The organism is Streptomyces sp. NPDC003393 (assembly GCF_053589015.1).
This window is the reverse complement of the sequence record NZ_JBSFRB010000041.1, coordinates 52,642-73,363: the sequence shown is the minus strand read 5'-3', so window position 1 is coordinate 73,363 and position 20,722 is coordinate 52,642. Positions and strand designations below refer to the sequence as shown.

Sequence of the window (20,722 nt, the reverse complement as noted above, 5' to 3'; positions counted from 1 at the left end):
GCCGGGCCGCCGGGACCGCTGGGCGGCGCCGGACCCGCCCTCCGGCCGCCGGGCCGCCCCTCCCGGCCGCTACAGCAGCTCCTCCAGGCGGTCCGCCAGCAGGTCCCAGCGCCATCTCTCCTCGACCCACCGGCGGCCCCGCTCGCCCATGCGGCGACGCAGGGCGGCGTCGCCGAGGAGGGTGACGATGCGGTCGGCGGCCTGCTCGGGGCAGCCGCCGCGCACGACCCAACCGGTCTCGCCGTCGAGCACCGCGTCCGGCGCGCCGCCGGAGTCCCCGGCGACGACGGGCAGCCCGGTCGCCGACGCCTCCAGGTAGACGATGCCCAGGCCCTCGACGTCGAGCCCGCCGCGCCGGGTGCGGCAGGGCATGGCGAAGACGTCACCGGCGCCGTAGTGCGCGGGCAGCTCGGACCAGGGCACGGGGCCGGTGAAGCGCACCGAGCCCGCCACCCCGGTCTCCGCCGCGAGCAAGCGCAGGTCCTTCTCGTACGGACCCCCGCCGACGATCAGCAGCACCGTCTCCGGCTCGGCGGCCAGGATCCGGGGCATGGCCCGGATCAGGGTGTCCTGCCCCTTGCGCCGCACCAGCCGGGAGACACACACGACCACCGGCCGGTCGGTGAGCCCGAGCCGGGCCCGCACCTCGTCACCGCCGGAGGCCGGATGGAAGGTCTTCTCGTCCACGCCGGGCGGCAGCTGCACCATCCGCGCCGCCGCCCGAGGGGTCAGCGCGGTGGCGATCCGGGAGCGGGTGTACTCGCCGAGGTAGGTGATCGTGTCCGTCGACTCCCCGATGCGCCGCAGCAGCCGGCGTGCGGCGGGCAGCTGCGCCCACCCGGCCTCGTGCCCGTGCGTGGTGGCCACCAGCCGCCGAGCGCCCGCCCGTCGGAGCGCGGGCGCCATCAGCCCGAGCGGCGCCGCCGCCCCGAACCACACCGACGTGCATCCGTGCTCGCGCAGCAGCCCGGTGGCGCGGCGGGTCGCCGCCGGTGTGGGCAGCAGCATCGTCGTACGGTCCCGTACGACGGTGAACGGCTGCTCGGCGTCGAAGGCGGCCGTGGCCTCGACGCCCTCCCGGCTCCGCTTCCAGGTGGAGGCGTAGACGACCAGCCGGTCCGGGTCCAGCCGCAGCGCCATGTTGTGCAGGAACGCCTGGATGCCGCCCGGCCGGGGCGGGAAGTCGTTGGTCACGATGAGGGTCTTGTGCATCGCCGCCGACCCTATCCAATCCGCTCCCACCGCCCCGGACGGCCGTACCCAGTCGTCCCGGCTCACCCCAGCCGCGTGCGCAAGTACCCCTGCCACTGCCCGGTGAACGCCTCCAGGTCGGTGCCCAGCACGGTCCTCAGGGCGTCCTCGACCGCGCCCGCGCGCTGCCGGTGCGCGCCGACGGCCCGGTAGAAGTCGTCCAGTTTCCGCTCGCCCCAGCGGTCGGCGATCATCAGGCAGGCCATCCAGCCGCCCTCGTAGGCCCGGGCGAGCCGGCCGGCGTCCCCGGCGAAGCCGAAGTCCTGGTCGGCGGGCAGCGCGGACGGCACCTGTCCCTCGGCCACCGCGTGCTCCAGTTCCGGCGCGGCCTGGTCCGGGGTCCGACCGGAGTTCCGGTAGCCGACCCAGTCGGCGTAGCCCTCGGACAGCCACAGCGGGGTGGCCGGGTCGGTGTGGGCCCGGGTGGCGACATGGGTGGTCTCGTGGGTGAGGACGACCTGCCGGCCGAGCGTGCCGAGCATGCCGTACGCGTCGGGGTTGAGGATGATACGGTCCGCCGGGGCCTGCCCGCCGCCGCCCGCCTCACCGGTGGTGACGGCCGCGATCCCCCGGTACTCGGAGGCGGGCGAGCCGAGCAGTCCGGCCATGTCGTCGAGGGACTTGGGGACGAGGACGACGACGCGGCGGCCCCAGTCCGTGCCCCAGGCCTGGGAGACGGCGGGCACCGCCCGGTCGGCCAGGTCCGCGTAGCCGCGCAGGGTCCCGCCGCTCTGGCCGACCCCGAGGACGACGGTGCTGTGTCCCCGGATCACCGACACCGGGCCCTGGTCCCACAGTTGCTGGGCGGCCTTGCGCGCGGGCCGCTCGGAGACCACGTACCACGTGCCGTCGGCCTTGGTGGCCAGGGTCAGGGTGCGGCCGGCGGTGACGGACGCCCGGTCGTAGCCGGTGAGCCGGTAGCGCAGTTCGGCGTCGGCCACGGCCCCCCGGCCGGTGCGGCGCAGCGCGGTGACGCGGTAGGACCAGGCCGCGAAGGGCACGGCCCTCAGGTTCGGGTACGGCGCACGGTAGCCGGTGGCGGCGAAGGCGGCGGGATCGTGGTGCAGCACGGCGGCCGCGCGCCGGTCGAGCAGCCGCTGCACCTGGTCCCGGGCCGTGCCGGCGGCGGTCTGGCCGCCGCACGCCGTCAGCGAGGCGAGCAGCAGGCACACCGCCGCCATCGAGGATCTCGACACCCGCCTTCGACCAGCCACTTCCCGATGGTACGGCGCCGGGACGCCGCCGTCAGACCCTCGTGACCGAGGACATCCGACCTTCCTGACCGAGAGGATCAGACCCTGGTGACCGAGGAGATCGGCATCATGCCGACCGGGTCGTAGCGCACGGGTGCGCCCGGGTAGGGCGCGTGGATGACCCTGCCGTGGCCGACGTACATCCCGACGTGGCCGGCGTCCGACCGGTAGACGACGAGGTCGCCGGGGCGCGCCTGGGACAGCGGGATCCGCCGTCCGGCATGGCGCTGCTCCTGCGAGGTGCGCGGCAGATGCACCCCCGCCTGGGCGTACGCCCACTGCATCAGGCCCGAACAGTCGAAGCCCGAGGGGCCGTTGGCGCCCCAGACGTACGGGCGGCCGAGCGCGGAGCGGGCCGCGGCCACGGCGGCGGCCGCGCGGGCGGAGGCCGCCGGGCCGTCGAGCCCGGAGAGACCGGACAGGAGGTCGTCGCGGCCGGCGCGGGAGGCCCGTTCGTAGGCCGCGCGCTCGGACGGGGACAGGGAGTTGAGCAGTGTCCGGGCCCGGGCCAGCTTCTGCTCGACGGCCCGCTTGTGCGTGACGACGGCCCTGCGCGCCTTCTGGAGTTCGGTGAGGGCGTGGGTGGCCTCGGCGCGCTCCTGGGCGAGTTCCCGCAGCGCCTGCCGCAGGTTCCGCAGTTCGCCGGCCTGGTGGGCGCCGATCCGGTCGAGCGTGCTCGCCTTGTCGAGGTAGTCGGCCGGGTCGTCGGAGAACAGCAGGGCGAGGGACGGGTCGAGGCCGCCGGAGCGGTACTGGGCGCCGACGAGGGAACCGAGCGATTCCCTGAGGGTGTTGACGCGCTGCTGCTGCCGGGCGATGCGGTCCTGGGAGTCGCGGACCTGCCGGTGCAGCAGGCCGGCGCGCTCGCCCGCCTTGTCAAAGGCCTCGGTCGCCTTCTCCGCCTCCTGGTAGAGGCGGTCGAGTTCGGAGCGGGCGCCGTCGTGCGGCTCGGCGGCGGCCGGGCCGGCCGGCAGGGCGCCGAGAACGGCGGCCGCGGCGGACATCACGGTGAAGGCGGCGCGGGCGGCGCCGGCGCCCCGGACGAACCCGGACGGTGCAAGGCGGCGATGGGACCTCACGGGAAGCCGAACTCCCTCCACTGGGCAACACGGGCAGCTTCCCCGGGTGCCGGGTCGCGGGTCGGGTCCCGGCGGTGAGGGAAACGGCGCCGACACTAGCCCCGCGCACCCGCCCCGGCCGCGCACCTCGACGGGCGCACAGCACCGCGCCCCGCCTCCGACGCAGGTCAGGGGCGGGGCGAGGGGTCAAACGCGGGTTGGTGCGATTCGCTCGTTCGGGCGGCGCCGAGTGGGGCGCCGGGAGGCTGGGAGGAGACTCAGACGCGGACGCCGAACTGGAAGGGCATGTTGTTGATCGACTCGTAGCGCACGACGGTCCCGGTGCGCGGAGCGTGCAGCACCTGGCCGTTGCCCGCGTAGAGGCCGACATGGTGCAGGTCGCCGTAGAACAGGACCAGGTCGCCGACCTGGAGCTGGCTCTGCGAGTAGATGCGGGTGCCGGCGTTCGCCTGTGCCTGCGAGGTGCGCGGGATGGCGACCCCGGCCTGGGCGTAGGCCCAGGACGTCAGGCCCGAGCAGTCGAAGGAGGAGGGGCCGGTGGCGCCGTAGACGTACGGAGAGCCGGTCTTGCTCTGGGCGGCGGCGAAGGCGGCGCCGGCCCGGCCGGAGGCGGGGGCCGTGTTGCCCATCGCGGCGCGCTCGCTGGCGCGGGTGGCGCGGGCCTTGTCGGCGGCGGCGAGGTCGGCCTTCTCCTTCGCCGTGAGGGTGTTGAGCAGCTTCTGCGCCTCGGCGAGCTTCGCCTTGACCTCGTTCTTCTTCTTGCCCAGCTCGGTGCGGGTGGCGGCGAGGTCCTTGAGCTTCTCGGTGGCCTCGGCGCGCTCCTGGGCGAGTTCGCGCTGCTTGTCCTGGATCTTCTTCAGCGCGTCGACCTGCTGGCCGCTCAACTGGTCGAGCGTGGAGGCCTTGTCCAGGTAGCTGTCCGGGTCGGAGGAGAGGAAGAGCTGCACGGACGGGTCGATGCCGCCGGAGCGGTACTGGCCGGCCGCGAGCGAACCCAGGCTGTCACGCAGCTTGTTGAGGTCCTGCTGACCGCGGGCCACGTTGTCCTGGATGGTGGAGATCTCCTTCTGGAGCTTCTCCTGCTTCTCCTTGGCCCCGTTGTACTTCTCGGTGGCCTGCTCCGCCTGCTCGTAGAGCTTGTCGACCTTGGACTTCACCTCGTCCTTGCTCGGCTTCGCGCTCGGTGCCGCGTTGGCCGCCTGCGCACTGATGGCAACGGCGGCAGCAGCTGCGGTGGTGAGCACGGTCACACGCGCACGGCTCGGCTGTTTGGGTCGACGGTGGGAGGCCACGAAAGCGAGCTCCTTCTTCTGAGCGATCACCCGCTTGGAGGTTCGAGCCCAGACCCTAGTGACCTCATCGTGATGAATTCAAATCCTCACAGCAAAAAATCCCATCACAGCATGCATTCTTTGCACACAACTCACCGGGCGTAAGACACGGTTGACGCTACGTTGCGTGACGGTTCCGTCAATTCAGGCGTTAAACCTCTACGTTGCGATTGATGCGCTGATCGCCTTATGTCCGTTTTGCATCGCACGGAAGGGGTGCCGTCGCTTCACGCCAGAAAGGGCTCAGCGGAACAAGAGGCCGCACAGAAGTGGGCTCAGCGGGGTGAGGAGGCGCTTCAGGGCGGACTCAGCCGCGTGAGAGGCGCTTCAGGAGCACCAGCGAGGCCACCGGGCGCGCCCCCGCCCGGGCGACGCCGTCGGCCACCTCACGGTCGGTGGAGACGACGATGACCGGCCGGCCGGGCGGCTCGGCCCGCACCAGCTGACGGATCAACTCGTCTGCGGTGACACCCGGTTTGGAGAACAGCACCCGCACGCCGCGCGGCGGCGCGAGCAGCACCGGCGCGGCCAGCTCGGCCCCGTCGAAGACACAGGTGACCTCGGCGCCGGTCTGCGCGGCGAGCTGCGAGAGCTGCCCGAGCAGCCGGAGCCGCTGCTTCTCCAGCGGCATCTGCGGATAGCCGGTCTTGGTGACGTTGTAGCCGTCCACGACCAGATGGGCCTGGGGCAGCGCCAGCAACTGGTCGAGGATCGCGGGGTCGTGCTCGGACAGGGCGCGGGCGGCGATGTCCTTCGGCGTCATCCGTCCCGGTTCGACCGCGTCCACCGTCTCGGCGGGCCGGACGGACACCGGCGGCAGGGCCAGTTCACGGCGCAGCCCCTGGGCCGCGTCCAGCATGGTGTCCAGCAGCAACCGGACCCGCATGTCCTCGACGCTGCGTCCCTCGCGGGCCGCTCTGCGGGTGGCCTCCAGGGCGGCCTCGGCCTCGCCCAGGCGGGCCTTGAGCCGCCGGGTCTCGCTGTCGGCGGCCGACACCTGCGCCTGCCCCTCGGCGCGCAGGGCCTCCGTCTCGGCACGCGCCTTGCGCAGGGCGGCCTCACCGCGCTTGACGTCGCTGAGCGCGGCGCGCAGCTTGCGGTGCAGCGACTCGGTCTCCTTCTTGGCCGAGTCCAGTTCGGCGCGCAGCCGTTCGGTCTCGGTGCGCGTCTGCTCGCGGGCCGCGTCGAGCTGCGCGCGCAGCCGCTCCAGCTCGGCCCGGCTCTCCTCGTCGACGCGCTCGGCGTGCGCGCGCTGGGCCTCCTCGCCGGCGGCGGTCACCAGCTTCACCCAGCCCGCGGGGCGCAGCACATAGGCCGCGGCCGCCACGTCGAGCGGCTCCGCGGCCGCGGGCGGCGAGCCGGAGTCCAGGGCGCCGCACAGTTCCGGCTGGACCTCTCTGAACTTCTCCCCGACGCGCTGCCGGAACAGCGTGTCGGTCTCCAGCGCCGCCGCCATGGCGTTGCCCGCGAACTTGGCCCTGCGGTTGGGGGCGAACCGGGCGTACTGCCGCAGCTGTGCGGGCAGCTCGGCGACCGTCAGGCGGCCGAAGGCGTCGGCAATGATCTGCACGACCCGGCGGCGCACCCCGTCGGGCAGCGGACGGTCGAGCACCTCAGCGGCGCCGTCGTCCGGCTCCCCGCCTTGTGTCTCCACCATCCGTCACCCCAATGCTTGCGGGACCCCCGGTGGGGGATCACCTGTGCGGGGCCCGCTCCGCTCAGGAGCCGGCGCCCGGCCTGTCCACGAGTTCCACCTTGTCCACGGCGTTGCACCAGCGGCAGCGCACCGATTCGATGGTCTCACTGACCACCTCGCGCTCCTCGACCGTGGGCTCTCCGGCCAGGTCCAGGTGTACGTACTCGACGACCTTCGACGAGCGCGTCACGTCGAAGCGGGTGAGGTTGCCACAGAGGGTGCAGCGCCACCGGGTGGTGGCGGTCGGCAGGGGAACCGTCATCGCGACCTGTTCGCCTTCCTTCCAGTGTCCGTGACGCGCCAGCTTCCCTGGAGCGCCGGCTCGTAACCCTACGGCCTGGTGAGCACTCGCCGCCCGGGTGTCCACGGCGGCGAGGCGGTCCATGCCGATGCGTCCTGGTACGCCATGCTCTGTGCACATGAGCGGGTACAGGAACGCGGTGGCGGCCCGGACGGTCAGGGCCCTCAGGGCGGTACGGACCATGCCGGCGCCGGCGACGAGTGCGCTGGTCGTCCTGTGCTGTCTCGTGTTCGTGCTCGGCCCGGCCTCGGGCCTCACTCCTTTCTACGGCAGCGGGAACGCGCTGCTGCTCGCCCAGCGGTCCTACTTCCAGCGCTGGGGGGTGATCCCCGCCGAGCTGTTCTCCGGGGCTCCACGGGCCGCCCTGACCCCCGCGACGGCCCTGTTCGTGCACGGCAGCTGGGTGCATCTGCTGGGCAACATGCTCTTCCTCCACGTCTTCGGGGCGATGACCGAGGAGCGGATGGGCCGCACTCAGTTCACGCTGTTCTACCTGGGCTGCGGCTACCTGGCCCTGCTGGGCTACGCCGCCGCCCACGCCGATTCCGGGCAGACGCTGGTGGGGGCCTCGGGCGCCATCTCGGCGGTCCTGGGGGCGTTTCTGTATCTGTTCCCGCGGGCCCGGGTGACCAGCCTCTTCCCGTTCCTGTTCTTCCTGCCGCTGCGGCTGCCCGCGTGGGTGGTGCTGCCGTTCTGGGCGGCCCTGCAGTGGCTGGCCGCCAGACAGGCCGGCCAGGGCCCGGGGGTGGCCTACCTGGCCCACGTCATCGGCTTCGGGCTGGGCTTCGCCTACGCGTGGGCGAGGTACGGGCGGCCCACTAGAGTGAAGGTCACCCCTGCTCCGGCCCCCGAGGGAGAGAACCAGCCGTGATCACCGCGATCGTCCTCATCAAGACCAGCGTGGACCGGATCCCCGAGATCGCCGAGCGGATCGCCTCGCTGGAGTGCGTGAGCGAGGTCTTCTCCGTCACGGGCACGTACGACCTGATCGCCATGGTCCGGGTGCGCCGGCACGAGGACCTCGCGGAGATCATCCCCGGGCGGATCAGCAAGATCCCCGGTGTCGAGGCCACCGACACGCACGTGGCGTTCCGCACCTACTCACAGCACGACCTGGAGGCGGCGTTCGCCATCGGGCTGGACTCCTGACCCGACCGCCCGGACGCCGCCTCGCCGAAGGACCCGGGGTCACACCGCGGGGACGCAGCGGCCGTCCTCCGTGCGGTACCGCCACTTCGCGCCGTCGCGCACCAGTTCCCGCACCGCCGCCACGAACCGCGCCACGTGCTCGTCCGGCGTGCCCGCGCCGAAGCTGATGCGGACGGCGTTGAGGGACCTCTCACCGGGCGCGGCCTCGGGGGCGCCGCACTCGCCCTGCGTGCGGGGGTCGCTGCCCAGCAGGGTGCGCACCAGCGGATGGGCGCAGAACAGCCCGTCGCGCACGCCGATGCCGTACTCGGCGGAGAGCGCGGCGGCGAAGTGGGAGCTGTTCCAGCCCTCGACCACGAAGGAGATCACGCCGACGCGCGGGGCGTCGTCCCCGAACAGGGAGAGGATCCGCACCTCGGGGACGTCGGCGAGGCCCTCCCGCACCAGGCGGATCAGCCGCTGCTCACGGGCCACCAGGCTGTCGAAGCCGGCCTCCGTCAGCGCCTTGCAGGCCGAGGCGACGGCGTAGGCGCCGATGACGTTGGGCGAGCCGGCCTCGTGGCGGGCGGCGCCGTCGTGCCACTCCACCTCCACTCCCCCGTCGGTGCGCCGTGCGACCCGGCGGCTCGCGCCGCCGCCCGCGAGGTACGGCTCGGCCTGGCGCAGCCAGTCGGCGCGGCCCGCCAGCACCCCGGAGCCGAAGGGGGCGTACAGCTTGTGGCCGGAGAAGGCCACATAGTCGACGTCCAGGTCCGAGACCGACACCGGGTGGTGCGGGGCCAGCTGGGCGGCGTCCAGGACGATCCGGGCGCCGTGCGCGTGCGCGGCGGCGGCCAGCTCCCGTACGGGCCACAGCTCGCCGGTGACGTTGGAGGCACCGGTGACGCAGACCAGGGCCGGGCCGTGGGGCTCGCGGTCGGCCAGCGCCCGCTCCAGCGTGGCCACGGCCTGCTGCGGGGTGCGCGGGGCGTCGAGGTACGTCACCCGCGCGTCCCTCCCCCGGGCGGCGTGGAGCGACTCCCAGGGCAGCAGTGAGGCGTGGTGCTCGGTCTCGAAGACGAACACCCGGCAGCCGGCGGGGAGGGCACGGGCCAGCAGGTTCAGCGAGTCCGTCGTCGAACGGGTGAAGACCACCTGGTCCCCTTCGCGGCAGCCGAGGAACTCGGCGACCGTGCCGCGGGCGTTCTCGAACAGGTCGGTGGACAGCTGCGAGAGGTAGCCGGCGCCGCGGTGGACGCTGCCGTAGTACGGCGCGTACGCCGCCACGTCGTCCCAGACGCGCTGGAGCGCGGGGGCGCTGGCCGCGTAGTCGAGGGCGGCGTAGGTGACCTCACCACCCGTCACGAGCGGCACGGTGACATCCCTGCCCAGAACGGGCAGCGGGGAACGAACGGACTGGTCTGTGGCAAGGGTGGAGACGGACATGGGTGAACTCCCGTGGAAGCAGGTGGAATCACCACGCGAGCGGGCACGGCTCGAGCGTGGGTGAAGGTGAAAAAGGGGGATGCGGAGGCGGGGCTCTGCGGCCCTATCGCATTCGCTTGCTCACGGAAGGCTCCCTCGTACGACCAGGACCCCTGGCCCCACGCTCTTCACAAGCGTGTGAGGGGTCCGCGCTTGCCGTAGACCCAGCTGCCTACGGCCTGGTCCTCACCCGGGGCACCCCGCCACGGACGGAGGGTTGCCGGACAGCCGGCCGGGGCCTCATGGCTGTCACTCATGACCTGGAAGGAACGTACGCGAGGTGATCGTGGTCCCGCAACCCGTGTCCGGATCGCGGGACCACGACACCCGCCGTCACGTCATGCGTTGCTGGCCGTCACCCAGCGCTCCAGCGTGCGCCGGGCGGCCCCGGAGTCGATGGACTCCGCCGCCTTCTCCATGCCGGACCTGATCTGCTCCACCAGAGTGCCGGAGCCCGGCTCCAGCGCGACCAGGGCGGCCGCCGAGTTCAGCAGGACGGCGTCCCGTACGGGCCCCTGCTCGCCGTCCAGCAGGCGCCGGGCGACCTCCGCGTTGTAGGAGGCGTCGGCGCCGCGCAGCGCCTCCACCGGCACCAGGCCGATGCCCACGTCCCGCGGGTCGAAGGCCTCCTCGGTGACCCTGCCGTCACGGACGACCCACACCCGCGAGGTCGCGGTGGTGGTCAGCTCGTCCAGGCCGTCGTCGCCCCGGAAGACCAGGGAGGAGTTCCCGCGCTCGGCGAAGACGCCCGCCACGATCGGCGCCTCGTGGGCCACGGCGACACCGACCGCCTGCGCCCTCACCTTCGCCGGGTTGGTCAGCGGACCGAGCACGTTGAACACCGTACGGATCCCCAACTGCCCGCGTGCGGCGCCCACGTGGCGCAGTGCCGGATGGAACTTCACCGCGAAGCAGAAGGTGATCCCGGCCTCCTCGGCGACCTCCACCACCCGCTGGGGGCTCAGGTCGAGATTGACGCCCAGCTTCTCCAGCACGTCGGACGCCCCGGAGGCCGAGGACGCGGCCCGGTTGCCGTGCTTGACGACCTTCGCACCCGTGCCGGCGACGACGATCGACGACATGGTGGAGATGTTCACCGTCTTCGCGCCGTCGCCGCCCGTGCCGACGATGTCGACGGTGGCGCCCGGCACCTCGATCACGTTCGCGTGCTCGTACATCGTGCGGACCAGCCCGGTGATCTCCTCGACGGTCGCACCCTTGGCCCGCAGCGCCACCGCGAATCCGGCGATCTGGGCGTCCGTCGCCTCACCGCCCATGATCCGGTCCATGGCCCAGGCGGTGTCGTCGGCGGTCAGGTCCCGGCCGTCCAGCAGTCCGTTCAGCACCCGGGGCCAGGAACGGCCCGCCGCGGTGTCGCCTCCAGCGGGGGTCACAGCGTTCATAAGCCGCTCCTGGGTCGGTGTCCCGGACTGCGGGACGCGCATCTCGAACGACTCCACCCTATCCAGCCCGACGCACCGCGAAGGGCCCCGTCCGGGGTTCGGACGGGGCCCTTCGGCCGTGGCGTGGCGACGCTCGGACTGAGTGATCAGTGGTGGCCGTGGCCGCTCGTGATCTCCTTGTACTCCTCGACGGTCGGCTTAGGGATCTGGCTGTCCTCGCCGTAGAACGCGCCGCTGAGCTTGGCGCGCAGCTTCTGCGTGCCGGAGATCTTCCGCTCGACGCCGTTCTCGTCGACCGTCGGACCGAGCTCGACCGGCTCGTACTGCTGGTGAGCGGTGAGGGTGTACAGCTGCTCCTGGCTGAGCGGCTCGTGCACCTCGATGAACTCACCGTGCGGCAGGCGCTTGATGATGCCCGACTCGCGGCCGTGCAGCACCTTCTCCTTGTCCCGGCGCTGCAGGCCGAGGCAGATCCGCTTGGTGATGACGAACACGATGGCCGGCACGACGAAGAACGAGATCCGCACGAACCAGGTGATGGCGTTGATCGACAGGTGGAAGTGGGTGGCCCACAGGTCGTTTCCACCGCCGACCAGCAGCACGAAGTACCACGCGATCCACGCGGCGCCGAAGGCCGTGCGGGTCGGGGCGTTGCGCGGTCGGTCCAGGATGTGGTGCTCGCGCTTGTCGCCGGTGACCCAGGACTCGAGGAACGGGTAGACCGCGATCGCCACCAGGACCAAGGGGAAGATCACCAGCGGGACGAACACGCCCAGCACGAGGGTGTGGCCCCAGAAGTTGATCTCCCAGCCCGGCATCGTACGGATCAGGCCCTCGGAGAAGCCCATGTACCAGTCGGGCTGGGCTCCGGTGGACACCTGGTCCGGACGGTAGGGGCCGATGGCCCAGATCGGGTTGATCTGCGCGACCGCCGCGATGGCCGCGATGACACCGAAGACCAGGAAGAAGAAGCCTCCGGCCTTGGCCATGTAGACCGGCATGAACGGCATGCCGACGACGTTGTTGTTGGTCTTGCCGGGGCCCGCGAACTGCGTGTGCTTGTGGTAGAAGACCAGGATCAGGTGGCCGACCACCAGGCCGAGCATGATGCCCGGCAGCAGCAGGATGTGGATCGAGTAGAACCGGGCCACGAAGTCGTGACCGGGGAACTCGCCGCCGAAGAGGAAGAACGACAGGTACGTGCCGACGATCGGCACGGACAGGATCGCGCCCTCCATGAAGCGGACACCGGTGCCGGAGAGCAGGTCGTCCGGCAGGGAGTAACCGGTGAAGCCGGTGAACATGCCGAGGACGAACAGCAGGAAGCCGAACATCCAGTTGATCTCACGCGGCTTGCGGAACGCGCCGGTGAAGAACACGCGCATCATGTGCACGAACATGCCGGCGAGGAAGACCAGCGCCGCCCAGTGGTGGATCTGCCGGATGAGCAGACCACCACGCACCTCGAAGGAGATGTGCAGGGTCGAGTTGAACGCCTCGCTCATCAGCTGTCCCTGGAGCGGGACGTAGCTGCCGTGGTACACCACCTCGTTCATCGAGGGGTGGAAGAACAGCGTCAGATACACACCCGTGAGGATGATGATCAGGAAGCTGTAGAGGCAGACCTCACCCAGCATGAACGACGGGTGGTCGGGGAAGATCTTGCGCATGTTGGCCTTGGCCAGGCTGTAGATGCCCATCCGGCCGTCGACCCAGTCGGCGAGCTTCTCGCCGGCCGGTTCCTTCCCGCGCGAGCGGGTCGTGTGGCTCGCTGTAGTACTCATCCGCGCTCCCAGAATGCAGGACCGACGGGCTCCTCGAAGTCGCCGAGCGCCTGGAGGTAACCCTCGCTGTCCACGCCGATGCGCAGCTGCGGCAGGGCGTGACCGGCGGGGCCGAAGATCACTCGGGCACCGTCGGAGAGGTCGAAGGTGGACTGGTGGCACGGGCACAGCACGTGGTGCGTCTGCTGCTCGTACAGGGAGATCGGGCAACCGACGTGGGTGCAGATCTTCGAGTACGCGACGATGCCCTGGTGCGACCACTCCAGCTCGCGCTTGTCCTTGATGTTGTCCGGCTGGAGCCGGACGATCATCAGGGCCGCCTTGGCGATCTCCGTCTGGAAGTCCTCGTCCGCCTCCTCCAGGCCGTCGGGCTTGGCGAAGGTGAGCGAACCGACGGCGACGTCCTCGGGACGCAGCGGCTGGTTGGTGTTCATGTTGACCAGGCGCTTGCCCTTGGCCCACATGGTGTGGCGCAGGCTCGTGCCGGGCAGCGTACCGAGGTCGCGCAGCAGGAACAGGCCGGACAGCGGCACCAGCGTGAGCGCACCCAGCAGGGTGTTGCGGATCAGCGGACGGCGGCCGATCGCGGACTCCTTGGCGCCCTGCTTGAAGTCGGCGTGGACCTTCGTGCGGACCTCGGGGGACGCCTCGATCGGGTGACGCTCGTCGGCGATCTCCGCGTCGGACATCAGGGTGCGGGCCCAGTGGACCGCGCCCGCGCCGATGCAGAACAGCGCGACGCCCAGGGTCAGGCCCAGCGCGAAGTTCATCGCGCTGACGTGCCCGATCGGGAAGACGTAGATCGACTCGTCGTTCGGGATCGTCACGAAGGAGGCGATGAAGCCGAGGGTGGCCAGCATCGACACCGTGAACAGCAGGGCGACGGTGCGCTCGGACCGCTTGGCGGCCCGCTCGTCGAGGTCCTGGATCCGGTGCTCGTGGGGCGGCAGGCCCGGGTCGGCGAACGGGTTCCTCTCGTCCGCGACCTTCACGGCGCCGTGCGCCGCGCCCTGCTCGGCAGGCAGGTTCTCTTCTGGAATGTCTTGGCTACTCATGACTTCTTGGCCTTTGCGGTCCGGGCGGCGACCCACACGGCGACGACGATCAGCGCGCCGAGACCGAAGATCCACGCGAACAGACCCTCGCTGACCGGCCCGAGGCCGCCCAGCTCCAGACCGCCGGGGTTCTCCGTCTCGTCACCGTTGACCGCGTTCAGGTACGCGATGATGTCCTTCTTGTTCTTCGACGACAGCGTGGTGTCGGGGAAGGAGGGCATGTTCTGCGGGCCGGTCTGCATGGCCTCGTAGATGTGCTTCGGCGCGACGCCCTCGAGGTCCGGGGCGAACTTGCCGTGCGTGAGCGCACCGCCCTTGCCGGTGAAGTTGTGGCACTGCGCGCAGTTGGTGCGGAACAGCTCGCCGCCCTTGGCGATGTCCGCGCCCTCCGGGCTGTACTCGTTCTTCGTCGGCACGTTGGGGCCGGCACCCAGGGAGGCGATGTAGGCCGCGAGCTGGTCGATCTCGCCCTGGCTGTAGATGACCTTCTTCTTCGGGATCTGCGCGCCGGGCTGCTGGGCCGGCATGCGGCCCGTGCCGACCTGGAAGTCGACTGCCGCGGCGCCCACGCCCACCAGGGACGGACCGTCAGTGGTGCCCTGACCACCGGTGCCGTGGCAGCTGGCGCAGCCGACCTCGTAGAGCTTCTTGCCCTCCTCGATGGTGAGGGACTGGGCGGACTCGTCGGCCTTCGCCTTGCTCGCGGGCGCGAACGCGGTGTACAGCCCCCCCGTGGCCGCCAGCGCGAGAAGTAGGACGACGACTGCCGCCAGCGGATGGCGTCGTCGTGCGGAGAGCTTTTTCACGGATTACCCCGGTGTCAGGATCTTCTGCGTCGATGCTTGCGGACTTGGATCGGTTCGTCGGCTACTTGATCAGGTAGATCGTGGCGAAGAGACCGATCCAGACGACATCGACGAAGTGCCAGTAGTAGGACACGACGATGGCCGCGGTCGCCTGCTCGTGGGTGAACCTCCGGGCCGCGTAGGTGCGGCCGAGGACCAGCAGGAAGGCGATGAGACCGCCCGTCACGTGCAGGCCGTGGAAGCCGGTGGTCAGGTAGAACACCGAGCCGTACGGGTCGGAGGAGAGCGACAGGCCCTCCTCCTTCACCAGGCTCGTGTACTCGTAGATCTGACCGCCGATGAAGATCGCACCCATGATGAAGGTGACGATGAACCAGCCCCGGAGCTTCTTCACGTCACCGCGCTCGGCGGCGAACACGCCGAGCTGGCAGGTGAGCGAGGAGAGCACCAGGATCGTGGTGTTCACCGAAGAGAAGGGGACGTTGAGACTGTCCGCCATCGACTTCCAGTGATCGGGTCCCGTCACCGATCGCAGGGTGAAGTACATCGCGAAGAGGGCCGCGAAGAACATCAGCTCGGAACTCAGCCAGATGATGGTTCCGACGCTGGTGAGGTTCGGCCGGTTGACCGACGGGTGCGCGTGCCCGGTTTCTACTGTCGTTGCTGTCGCCACGACCGACATTATGTCGGTCGCTTATCCCGCCCTCACTCCGGGGGGTGCCGTTCGGAGTGTCTGCGGGGTGTGCCCAGCTCGGATGGCCCATCGAAGGGGCGTTCCAGGCGGTGTTGACCAGGAGTCGAAGGGAGTAGCATCCGCGCCATCGCTACCCGGAAGTTCCCGACCCTAGCTGTGTCTTTACGAGATGCGTGGAGGAACAATGCAGGCGACCGCCACGGTGCTGGTCTACAGCGACGACGCGGGCACCAGGGAGCAGGTGCGGCTGGCCACCGGCCGCAGGCCCGCCCAGGACGCGCCCGTCGTCGAGTTCGTGGAGTGCGCCACCCCGGCGGCCGTGCTCAGGGAGCTGGACCGGGGCGGGATCGACGTCTGCGTCCTGGACGGTGAGGCCGTGCCCATGGGCGGCATGGGGATGTGCCGGCAGATCAAGGACGAGGTCTTCGACTGCCCGCCGGTGCTGCTGCTCATCGGGCGTCCGCAGGACGCCTGGCTGGCCACGTGGAGCCGGGCCGACGCGGCGGTCGCCCTGCCGGTGGAGCCGGTGGAGTTCGCCTCCGCACTGGCGTCCCTGCTGCGCAGGAAGGCCCTGGCCGCCTGAGGGCTGCACGCCCGGTCGCAGGGAGCGCGGGACGGACCGCCGTCGTGGTCGTGGGGACCGCGGACCGTCCCGGGCGCCGTCACAGGCTCTGCGGGCGCAGCCTCGCCGTGTCCGACTGGGTCGTCGAACCCGAGGCGTTCAGCGCGCTGCCCAGGACCCACTTCTGCCAGGGCATGTTCCAGTCGCCGAAGCCGTTGTTGAAGACTTCCATCGGGTCGCCCTTGGAGTTGACGACCTGGACGATGTCGCCCATGTGGATGGTGTTGTAGAACCACTGGGCGTTGGCGTTGCTCATGCCGGTGCAGCCGTGGCTGACGTTGGCGACGCCCTGGGAGCCGACGGACCAGGGGGCGGCGTGGACGTATTCGCCGCTCCAGGTCACCCGAGTGGCCCAGTAGACCGTCAGGTCGTAGGAGTCGCTGGAGCCCGCCGAGATGCCGATGGTGGAGCTCTTCATCCGTACGCTCGCCTGCTTGGCCAGCACGACCTTGATGCCGTTTCGGGTGTCGAAGCCCGGTTTGCCGGTGGTGATCGGCACCTGCTTGACCTTCTCGTCGTTCTTGTACAGCGTGAGTTGGTGCGTGGCGGCGTCGGTGACGGCGACGATGCGGTCGCCCGTGGTGATGGTCAGGGGGTCGGCGGCGCCGCCCCACAGCCGGTCGCCGATGCGGATGTTCTCCAGGTTGCTGTGCACCTCGATGGTGGCGTGAACCGGCCAGTACTCCTTGGGGCGGTAGTGCAGGTGCTTGTCGTCCACCCAGTACCAGGAGCCCTGCACGGCGGGGGTGGAGTCGACCTGGAGGCCGCGCTCGACGACGGCGCGCTGCGCCTTGTCGTGGATGGGCTGGTCGAGTTCGGCCGTGATGGGCTGGCCGACGCCGTAGGTGCCCGCCTGCGGCCCGAACGTGACCTTCAGGTGCTTCTGGGTGGTGGGCTTGCTGGTGTCGAAGGTGAGGACCTTGCGGCCGGGAGCGCCGTCGTCGTCCTCCGTGCTGACCGAGACCGTGTAGTGGGTGCCGGCGGCCAGCGGTGAGGTGCTGTGCCAGCGGCTGCCGTCGGCGGCCAGTTCACCGGAGACGCGTCGGCCCTTGTCGTCCACGACCGTGACGTCCGTGATGCGCCCGTCGGAGTCCTCGGAAGTGACCACCAGGGGCTTGTCCGGGTCGGCCTTCTTGCCCAGGTCCGTGGGGGCGCTGAACGAGATCTGGTCCGCCGCGTCGTAGGGGTCGGCCGCCAGTGGGTTGCCGTCCGAGGAACAGGCGGTGACGCCCGCGCCGAGGGCGGCCACCAGAAGGGTGAAGCTGACGACGGTGCGGGTGCGTGGAGTGGTGGTGCTCATGACTTCACGCTAAGTAGCTCCGTCAACTCCGGCACGGTGGGTCGTCCGTACGGGGGAATCCATGGCCGTGGCGTACGGACGAACGAGGGAACCCGGACCCTCCGTCGGGAGAGTCCGGGTTCCCTGTCGTTCAGCGTGTGTTACTGGGTGCGGCTCTCACCGCGGTAGTACTCGAAGACCCAGCCCCACAGACCGAGCATGATGAGCGGCGCGCCGAAGTACAGCAGCCACCAGCCGAGGGCGACGCCCAGGAAGGCCAGCGCGCCACCGGCGCCGAGGGCCAGCGGCTGCCAGCTGTGCGGGCTGAAGAAGCCCAGCTCGCCGGCGTCGTCCGCGACATCGGCCTCCTTGTTGTCCTGAGCCCCCGCGTCGACACGCCGGGCGGTGAAGCCCAGGTAGAAGCCGACCATGATGCTCAGGCCGAAGGCCAGGAAGAGGGCCGTGGTGCCGGCCGGTTCCTTCGACCACACGCCATAGACGACGGCCATGATGAGGAAGAAGATGCTCAGCCACATGAACATCTTGCCCTGGATCTTCACTTGCCGGCCTCCTTGCCGCCAGCGAGGGCCTTCTCCCCGTGCCCGGCGTTCTCGAGCTGGTCGAGCGCCGCGATCTCCGGGTGGTGCAGGTCGAACGCCGGGGATTCGCTGCGGATCCGCGGCAGGGTGAGGAAGTTGTGCCGCGGCGGCGGGCACGAGGTCGCCCACTCCAGCGAACGGCCGTAACCCCAGGGGTCGTCGACGTCGATCTTCTTGCCGTACTTGGCCGTCTTCCACACGTTGTAGAAGAACGGCAGGATCGACAGGCCGAGCACGAAGGAGAAGATCGTCGAGATGGTGTTCAGCGCGGTGAAGCCGTCGGCCGCCAGATAGTCGGCGTACCGGCGCGGCATGCCCTCCACGCCCAGCCAGTGCTGGATCAGGAAGGTGCCGTGGAAGCCGATGAACAGCATCCAGAAGGTGATCTTGCCGAGCCGCTCGTCGAGCATCTTGCCGGTGAACTTCGGCCACCAGAAGTGGAAGCCGGAGAACATCGCGAAGACGACGGTGCCGAAGACCACGTAGTGGAAGTGCGCCACCACGAAGTACGAGTCGGAGATGTGGAAGTCCAGCGGCGGCGAGGCCAGGATGACGCCGGTCAGACCACCGAAGGTGAAGGTGATCAGGAAGCCGGTCGCCCACAGCATCGGCGTCTCGAAGGACAGCGAGCCCTTCCACATGGTGCCGATCCAGTTGAAGAACTTCACACCGGTCGGGACCGCGATCAGGAAGGTCATGAAGGAGAAGAACGGCAGCAGCACACCACCGGTGACGTACATGTGGTGGGCCCACACGGTCACGGACAGGCCCGCGATCGAGATCGTCGCGCCGATCAGGCCCATGTAACCGAACATCGGCTTGCGGGAGAAGACCGGGATGACCTCACTGATGATGCCGAAGAACGGCAACGCGATGATGTACACCTCCGGGTGGCCGAAGAACCAGAAGAGGTGCTGCCACAACAGCGCACCGCCGTTGGTGGCGTCGAAGACGTGGGCTCCGAACTTGCGGTCGGCCTCCAGCGCGAACAGCGCCGCGGCCAGCACCGGGAAGGCGAGCAGGACCAGCACCGCGGTCAGCAGCACGTTCCAGGTGAAGATCGGCATGCGGAACATCGTCATGCCCGGTGCGCGCATGCAGATGATCGTGGTGATGAAGTTGACCGAGCCGAGGATCGTGCCGAAGCCGGAGAAGGCCAGACCCATGATCCACAGGTCGCCGCCGACGCCCGGCGAGTGCACCGCGTCGGACAGCGGTGCGTAGGCGAACCAGCCGAAGTCGGCCGCGCCCTGCGGGGTGAGGAAGCCGCCCACCGCGACGAGCGAGCCGAACAGGTACAGCCAGTAGGCGAACATGTTCAGCCGCGGGAAGGCCACGTCCGGGGCGCCGATCTGCAGCGGCATGATCCAGTTCGTGAAGCCCGCGAACAGCGGCGTCGCGAACATCAGCAGCATGATCGTGCCGTGCATCGTGAACGCCTGGTTGAACTGCTCGTTCGACATGATCTGCAGGCCCGGTCGGGCCAGCTCGGCGCGCATGAAGAGCGCCATCACGCCGCCGATGCAGAAGAACGCGAACGACGTCACCAGATACAGCGTGCCGATCGTCTTGTGGTCCGTGGTCGTCATCCACTTCACCACGGTGTTACCGGGTCGCTTGCGCCGGACCGGCAGCTCGCTCTCGTAAGAGCCCTCAGCCGCCGCGGCACCCTGAGGTTCGTTGAGGATGCTCACAGGTTGTTCGTCTCCCGGTTCTTCTCGTGGCTCGTCTGCGCGATGCCGGCGGGAACGTAACCGGTCTGCCCCTTCTTAGCGAGGTCCTTGAGGTGCTGCTCGTAACGCTCCGGAGAGACGATCTTCACGTTGAACAGCATCCGGGAGTGGTCCTGACCGCAGAGCTCGGCGCACTTGCCCCGGTAGGTGCCCTCCATGCTGGGGGTCACCTGGAAGGAGTTGGTGTGGCCGGGGATGACGTCCTGCTTCATCAGGAACGGCAGCACCCAGAAGGAGTGGATGACGTCCCGCGAGGTGAGGATGAAGCGGACGGTCTTGCCCTTGGGCAGCCACAGCGTCGGACCCGGGTTGCCGTTCTGCGGGTTCCGCGTGCCCGGCGTACCGATGTCGTAGACGCCGCCGGCGTTCGCCGGGAAGTCGTTCTTGAACCGGTCCGGGATGGCCGACAGGTTCTTGTCGGTCTTCGCGTCACCCGTGGAACCGGCGACGGGCTCCACGTAGTTGAAGGCCCAGCTCCACTGGAAGCCGACCACGTTGACCGTGACGTCGGGCTTCTTGGACTCGTCCAGCAGCTCGGACTCGTCGCGGGCCGTGAAGTAGAAGAGCACCGAGACGATGAGGAGCGGGACCACCGTGTACAGGGCCTCGATGGGCATGTTGTACCGGGTCTGCGGAGGAACCTCGACCTTGGTGCGGCTGCGCCGGTGGAAGAAAGCACTCCACAGGATCAGACCCCACACCAGCACGCCGACCGCGATCGCGGCGGCCCAGGACCCCTGCCAGAGGGAGAGGATCCGCGGAGCCTCTTCCGTGGCAGGGGTGGGCATACCCAGCCGGGGGAAGTCCTTGTATGTGCAACCGGTCGCGGTCGCCAGGACCAGGCCCGCAGTCAGTGCCTGCAGCAGCTTCCGCCGCATCGGGCGCCGCGGCGAGCGGTCGGAGCCGTTGGGACTCACGTAGCGCCTTCCCGAGAGTCTCGCCCGCGCTGTACGGCTGCGGCCTTCTCGCTGGTCGGTCGCCGCCCTGCGTCGGGCAGGGGTTTGGATGTTTATGCGGACCAAACCCTACTGGACGCCTTCCGGCGGGTCGCGGGGAGGGTGGCATACGCGCCGCGGGTCACCCCGAAGGGGTGGGATGCCCCTGGCTGGGGCGATATGTGACGGTGAGTCGAGGCGCCTCGTGCCCGGACCGGGGCCACCGCGGCGACCGCGCGCGAGCGGGGTCGGGCGCGGCACGCGGCGGAGCCGCACACCGGCAGGGTC

At 70.1% G+C, this 20,722-nt stretch carries 19 protein-coding genes and 1 riboswitch; of the genes, 3 read left to right on the top strand and 16 right to left on the bottom strand.

What is annotated here, in order from left to right:
* Positions 1 to 69 precede the first annotated feature (69 nt).
* From ACWDUZ_RS30765 to ACWDUZ_RS30740, 6 genes are all read right to left on the bottom strand, one after another.
* Positions 70 to 1,212: a glycosyltransferase family 4 protein gene (locus ACWDUZ_RS30765; protein ID WP_451635079.1), complete on the bottom strand. Its 1,143-nt coding sequence runs from the start codon at positions 1,210 to 1,212 to the stop codon at positions 70 to 72.
* Between the two features lie 62 nt (positions 1,213 to 1,274).
* A complete protein-coding gene (locus ACWDUZ_RS30760; RefSeq protein ID WP_451635093.1) occupies positions 1,275 to 2,432 on the bottom strand; it encodes a hypothetical protein in 1,158 nt (385 codons plus the stop codon).
* A gap of 110 nt (positions 2,433 to 2,542) precedes the next feature.
* Positions 2,543 to 3,583: an NlpC/P60 family protein gene (locus ACWDUZ_RS30755; RefSeq protein ID WP_451635078.1), complete on the bottom strand. Its 1,041-nt coding sequence runs from the start codon at positions 3,581 to 3,583 to the stop codon at positions 2,543 to 2,545.
* 257 nt (positions 3,584 to 3,840) lie between these two features.
* Positions 3,841 to 4,875, bottom strand: a complete 1,035-nt coding sequence (locus ACWDUZ_RS30750; protein WP_451635092.1) for an NlpC/P60 family protein — start codon at positions 4,873 to 4,875, stop codon at positions 3,841 to 3,843.
* A 346-nt stretch (positions 4,876 to 5,221) separates the two neighbouring features.
* Entirely contained in the window at positions 5,222 to 6,571 is a 1,350-nt protein-coding gene (locus ACWDUZ_RS30745; RefSeq protein WP_451635077.1) for an NYN domain-containing protein, read from the bottom strand.
* 61 nt (positions 6,572 to 6,632) lie between these two features.
* Entirely contained in the window at positions 6,633 to 6,872 is a 240-nt protein-coding gene (locus ACWDUZ_RS30740; protein ID WP_018567422.1) for a hypothetical protein, read from the bottom strand.
* Positions 6,873 to 7,029: 157 nt separating this feature from the next.
* On the opposite strand from ACWDUZ_RS30740, the gene ACWDUZ_RS30735 reads away from it, so the two are divergent.
* On the top strand, positions 7,030 to 7,782 hold the full coding sequence (locus ACWDUZ_RS30735) for a rhomboid family intramembrane serine protease (RefSeq protein WP_451635076.1): 753 nt from the start codon (positions 7,030 to 7,032) through the stop codon (positions 7,780 to 7,782).
* Positions 7,779 to 8,060 (top strand): Lrp/AsnC family transcriptional regulator, encoded by a 282-nt coding sequence (locus ACWDUZ_RS30730; RefSeq protein WP_451635075.1) that lies wholly within the window; start codon positions 7,779 to 7,781, stop codon positions 8,058 to 8,060. Before ACWDUZ_RS30735 ends, ACWDUZ_RS30730 begins: the two co-directional genes overlap by 4 nt.
* A 39-nt stretch (positions 8,061 to 8,099) precedes the next feature.
* Here the strand turns inward: ACWDUZ_RS30730 and ACWDUZ_RS30725 are convergent, their stop codons facing one another.
* From ACWDUZ_RS30725 to ctaE, 6 genes are all read right to left on the bottom strand, one after another.
* On the bottom strand, positions 8,100 to 9,485 hold the full coding sequence (locus ACWDUZ_RS30725; RefSeq protein ID WP_451635074.1) for an aminotransferase class V-fold PLP-dependent enzyme: 1,386 nt from the start codon (positions 9,483 to 9,485) through the stop codon (positions 8,100 to 8,102).
* A 183-nt stretch (positions 9,486 to 9,668) separates the two neighbouring features.
* Positions 9,669 to 9,785: riboswitch (SAM riboswitch) on the bottom strand.
* Positions 9,786 to 9,862: 77 nt separating this feature from the next.
* Positions 9,863 to 10,927, bottom strand: coding sequence for an anthranilate phosphoribosyltransferase (trpD, locus tag ACWDUZ_RS30720; protein ID WP_451635073.1), 1,065 nt, complete (start codon positions 10,925 to 10,927; stop codon positions 9,863 to 9,865).
* A gap of 146 nt (positions 10,928 to 11,073) precedes the next feature.
* The gene (qcrB, locus tag ACWDUZ_RS30715; RefSeq protein WP_451635072.1) at positions 11,074 to 12,711 is read right to left on the bottom strand and encodes a cytochrome bc1 complex cytochrome b subunit; all 1,638 of its coding nucleotides are present in this window, start codon (positions 12,709 to 12,711) and stop codon (positions 11,074 to 11,076) included.
* The gene (qcrA, locus tag ACWDUZ_RS30710; RefSeq protein WP_451635071.1) at positions 12,708 to 13,766 is read right to left on the bottom strand and encodes a cytochrome bc1 complex Rieske iron-sulfur subunit; all 1,059 of its coding nucleotides are present in this window, start codon (positions 13,764 to 13,766) and stop codon (positions 12,708 to 12,710) included. The genes qcrB and qcrA overlap by 4 nt, the downstream gene beginning before the upstream one ends.
* Positions 13,763 to 14,572 carry a cytochrome bc1 complex diheme cytochrome c subunit gene (gene qcrC / locus ACWDUZ_RS30705; protein ID WP_451635070.1) on the bottom strand — a complete coding sequence of 270 codons (810 nt, stop codon included), beginning with the start codon at positions 14,570 to 14,572 and terminating at the stop codon, positions 13,763 to 13,765. Before qcrC ends, qcrA begins: the two co-directional genes overlap by 4 nt.
* A 61-nt stretch (positions 14,573 to 14,633) precedes the next feature.
* Positions 14,634 to 15,254, bottom strand: coding sequence for an aa3-type cytochrome oxidase subunit III (ctaE, locus tag ACWDUZ_RS30700; RefSeq protein ID WP_358864437.1), 621 nt, complete (start codon positions 15,252 to 15,254; stop codon positions 14,634 to 14,636).
* Positions 15,255 to 15,450: 196 nt separating this feature from the next.
* Between ctaE and ACWDUZ_RS30695 the strand changes: the two genes are divergently transcribed.
* A complete protein-coding gene (locus ACWDUZ_RS30695; protein WP_451635069.1) occupies positions 15,451 to 15,849 on the top strand; it encodes a hypothetical protein in 399 nt (132 codons plus the stop codon).
* Between the two features lie 79 nt (positions 15,850 to 15,928).
* Here ACWDUZ_RS30695 and ACWDUZ_RS30690 read toward each other — a convergent pair whose 3' ends face one another.
* The 4 genes from ACWDUZ_RS30690 to ctaC form a co-directional block, all read right to left on the bottom strand.
* Positions 15,929 to 17,188: an Ig-like domain-containing protein gene (locus tag ACWDUZ_RS30690; RefSeq protein WP_451635068.1), complete on the bottom strand. Its 1,260-nt coding sequence runs from the start codon at positions 17,186 to 17,188 to the stop codon at positions 15,929 to 15,931.
* A 140-nt stretch (positions 17,189 to 17,328) separates the two neighbouring features.
* The gene (locus ACWDUZ_RS30685) at positions 17,329 to 17,727 is read right to left on the bottom strand and encodes a cytochrome c oxidase subunit 4 (RefSeq protein WP_451635067.1); all 399 of its coding nucleotides are present in this window, start codon (positions 17,725 to 17,727) and stop codon (positions 17,329 to 17,331) included.
* On the bottom strand, positions 17,724 to 19,460 hold the full coding sequence (gene ctaD / locus ACWDUZ_RS30680; protein ID WP_451635066.1) for an aa3-type cytochrome oxidase subunit I: 1,737 nt from the start codon (positions 19,458 to 19,460) through the stop codon (positions 17,724 to 17,726). Before ctaD ends, ACWDUZ_RS30685 begins: the two co-directional genes overlap by 4 nt.
* Positions 19,457 to 20,416 carry an aa3-type cytochrome oxidase subunit II gene (ctaC, locus tag ACWDUZ_RS30675; protein WP_451635065.1) on the bottom strand — a complete coding sequence of 320 codons (960 nt, stop codon included), beginning with the start codon at positions 20,414 to 20,416 and terminating at the stop codon, positions 19,457 to 19,459. Before ctaC ends, ctaD begins: the two co-directional genes overlap by 4 nt.
* Positions 20,417 to 20,722 lie beyond the last annotated feature (306 nt).

Coding starts and splice junctions, on each gene's coding strand:
- trpD (WP_451635073.1), bottom strand. CDS start 10,927: ATGAACGCTGTGACCCCCGCTGGAGGCGACACCGCGGCGGGCCGTTCC.
- qcrB (WP_451635072.1), bottom strand. CDS start 12,711: ATGAGTACTACAGCGAGCCACACGACCCGCTCGCGCGGGAAGGAACCG.
- ctaE (WP_358864437.1), bottom strand. CDS start 15,254: ATGTCGGTCGTGGCGACAGCAACGACAGTAGAAACCGGGCACGCGCAC.
- ACWDUZ_RS30740 (WP_018567422.1), bottom strand. CDS start 6,872: ATGACGGTTCCCCTGCCGACCGCCACCACCCGGTGGCGCTGCACCCTC.
- ACWDUZ_RS30735 (WP_451635076.1), top strand. CDS start 7,030: ATGAGCGGGTACAGGAACGCGGTGGCGGCCCGGACGGTCAGGGCCCTC.
- ACWDUZ_RS30760 (WP_451635093.1), bottom strand. CDS start 2,432: ATGGCGGCGGTGTGCCTGCTGCTCGCCTCGCTGACGGCGTGCGGCGGC.
- ACWDUZ_RS30695 (WP_451635069.1), top strand. CDS start 15,451: ATGCAGGCGACCGCCACGGTGCTGGTCTACAGCGACGACGCGGGCACC.
- ACWDUZ_RS30745 (WP_451635077.1), bottom strand. CDS start 6,571: ATGGTGGAGACACAAGGCGGGGAGCCGGACGACGGCGCCGCTGAGGTG.
- ACWDUZ_RS30690 (WP_451635068.1), bottom strand. CDS start 17,188: ATGAGCACCACCACTCCACGCACCCGCACCGTCGTCAGCTTCACCCTT.
- qcrA (WP_451635071.1), bottom strand. CDS start 13,766: ATGAGTAGCCAAGACATTCCAGAAGAGAACCTGCCTGCCGAGCAGGGC.
- ACWDUZ_RS30765 (WP_451635079.1), bottom strand. CDS start 1,212: ATGCACAAGACCCTCATCGTGACCAACGACTTCCCGCCCCGGCCGGGC.
- ACWDUZ_RS30725 (WP_451635074.1), bottom strand. CDS start 9,485: ATGTCCGTCTCCACCCTTGCCACAGACCAGTCCGTTCGTTCCCCGCTG.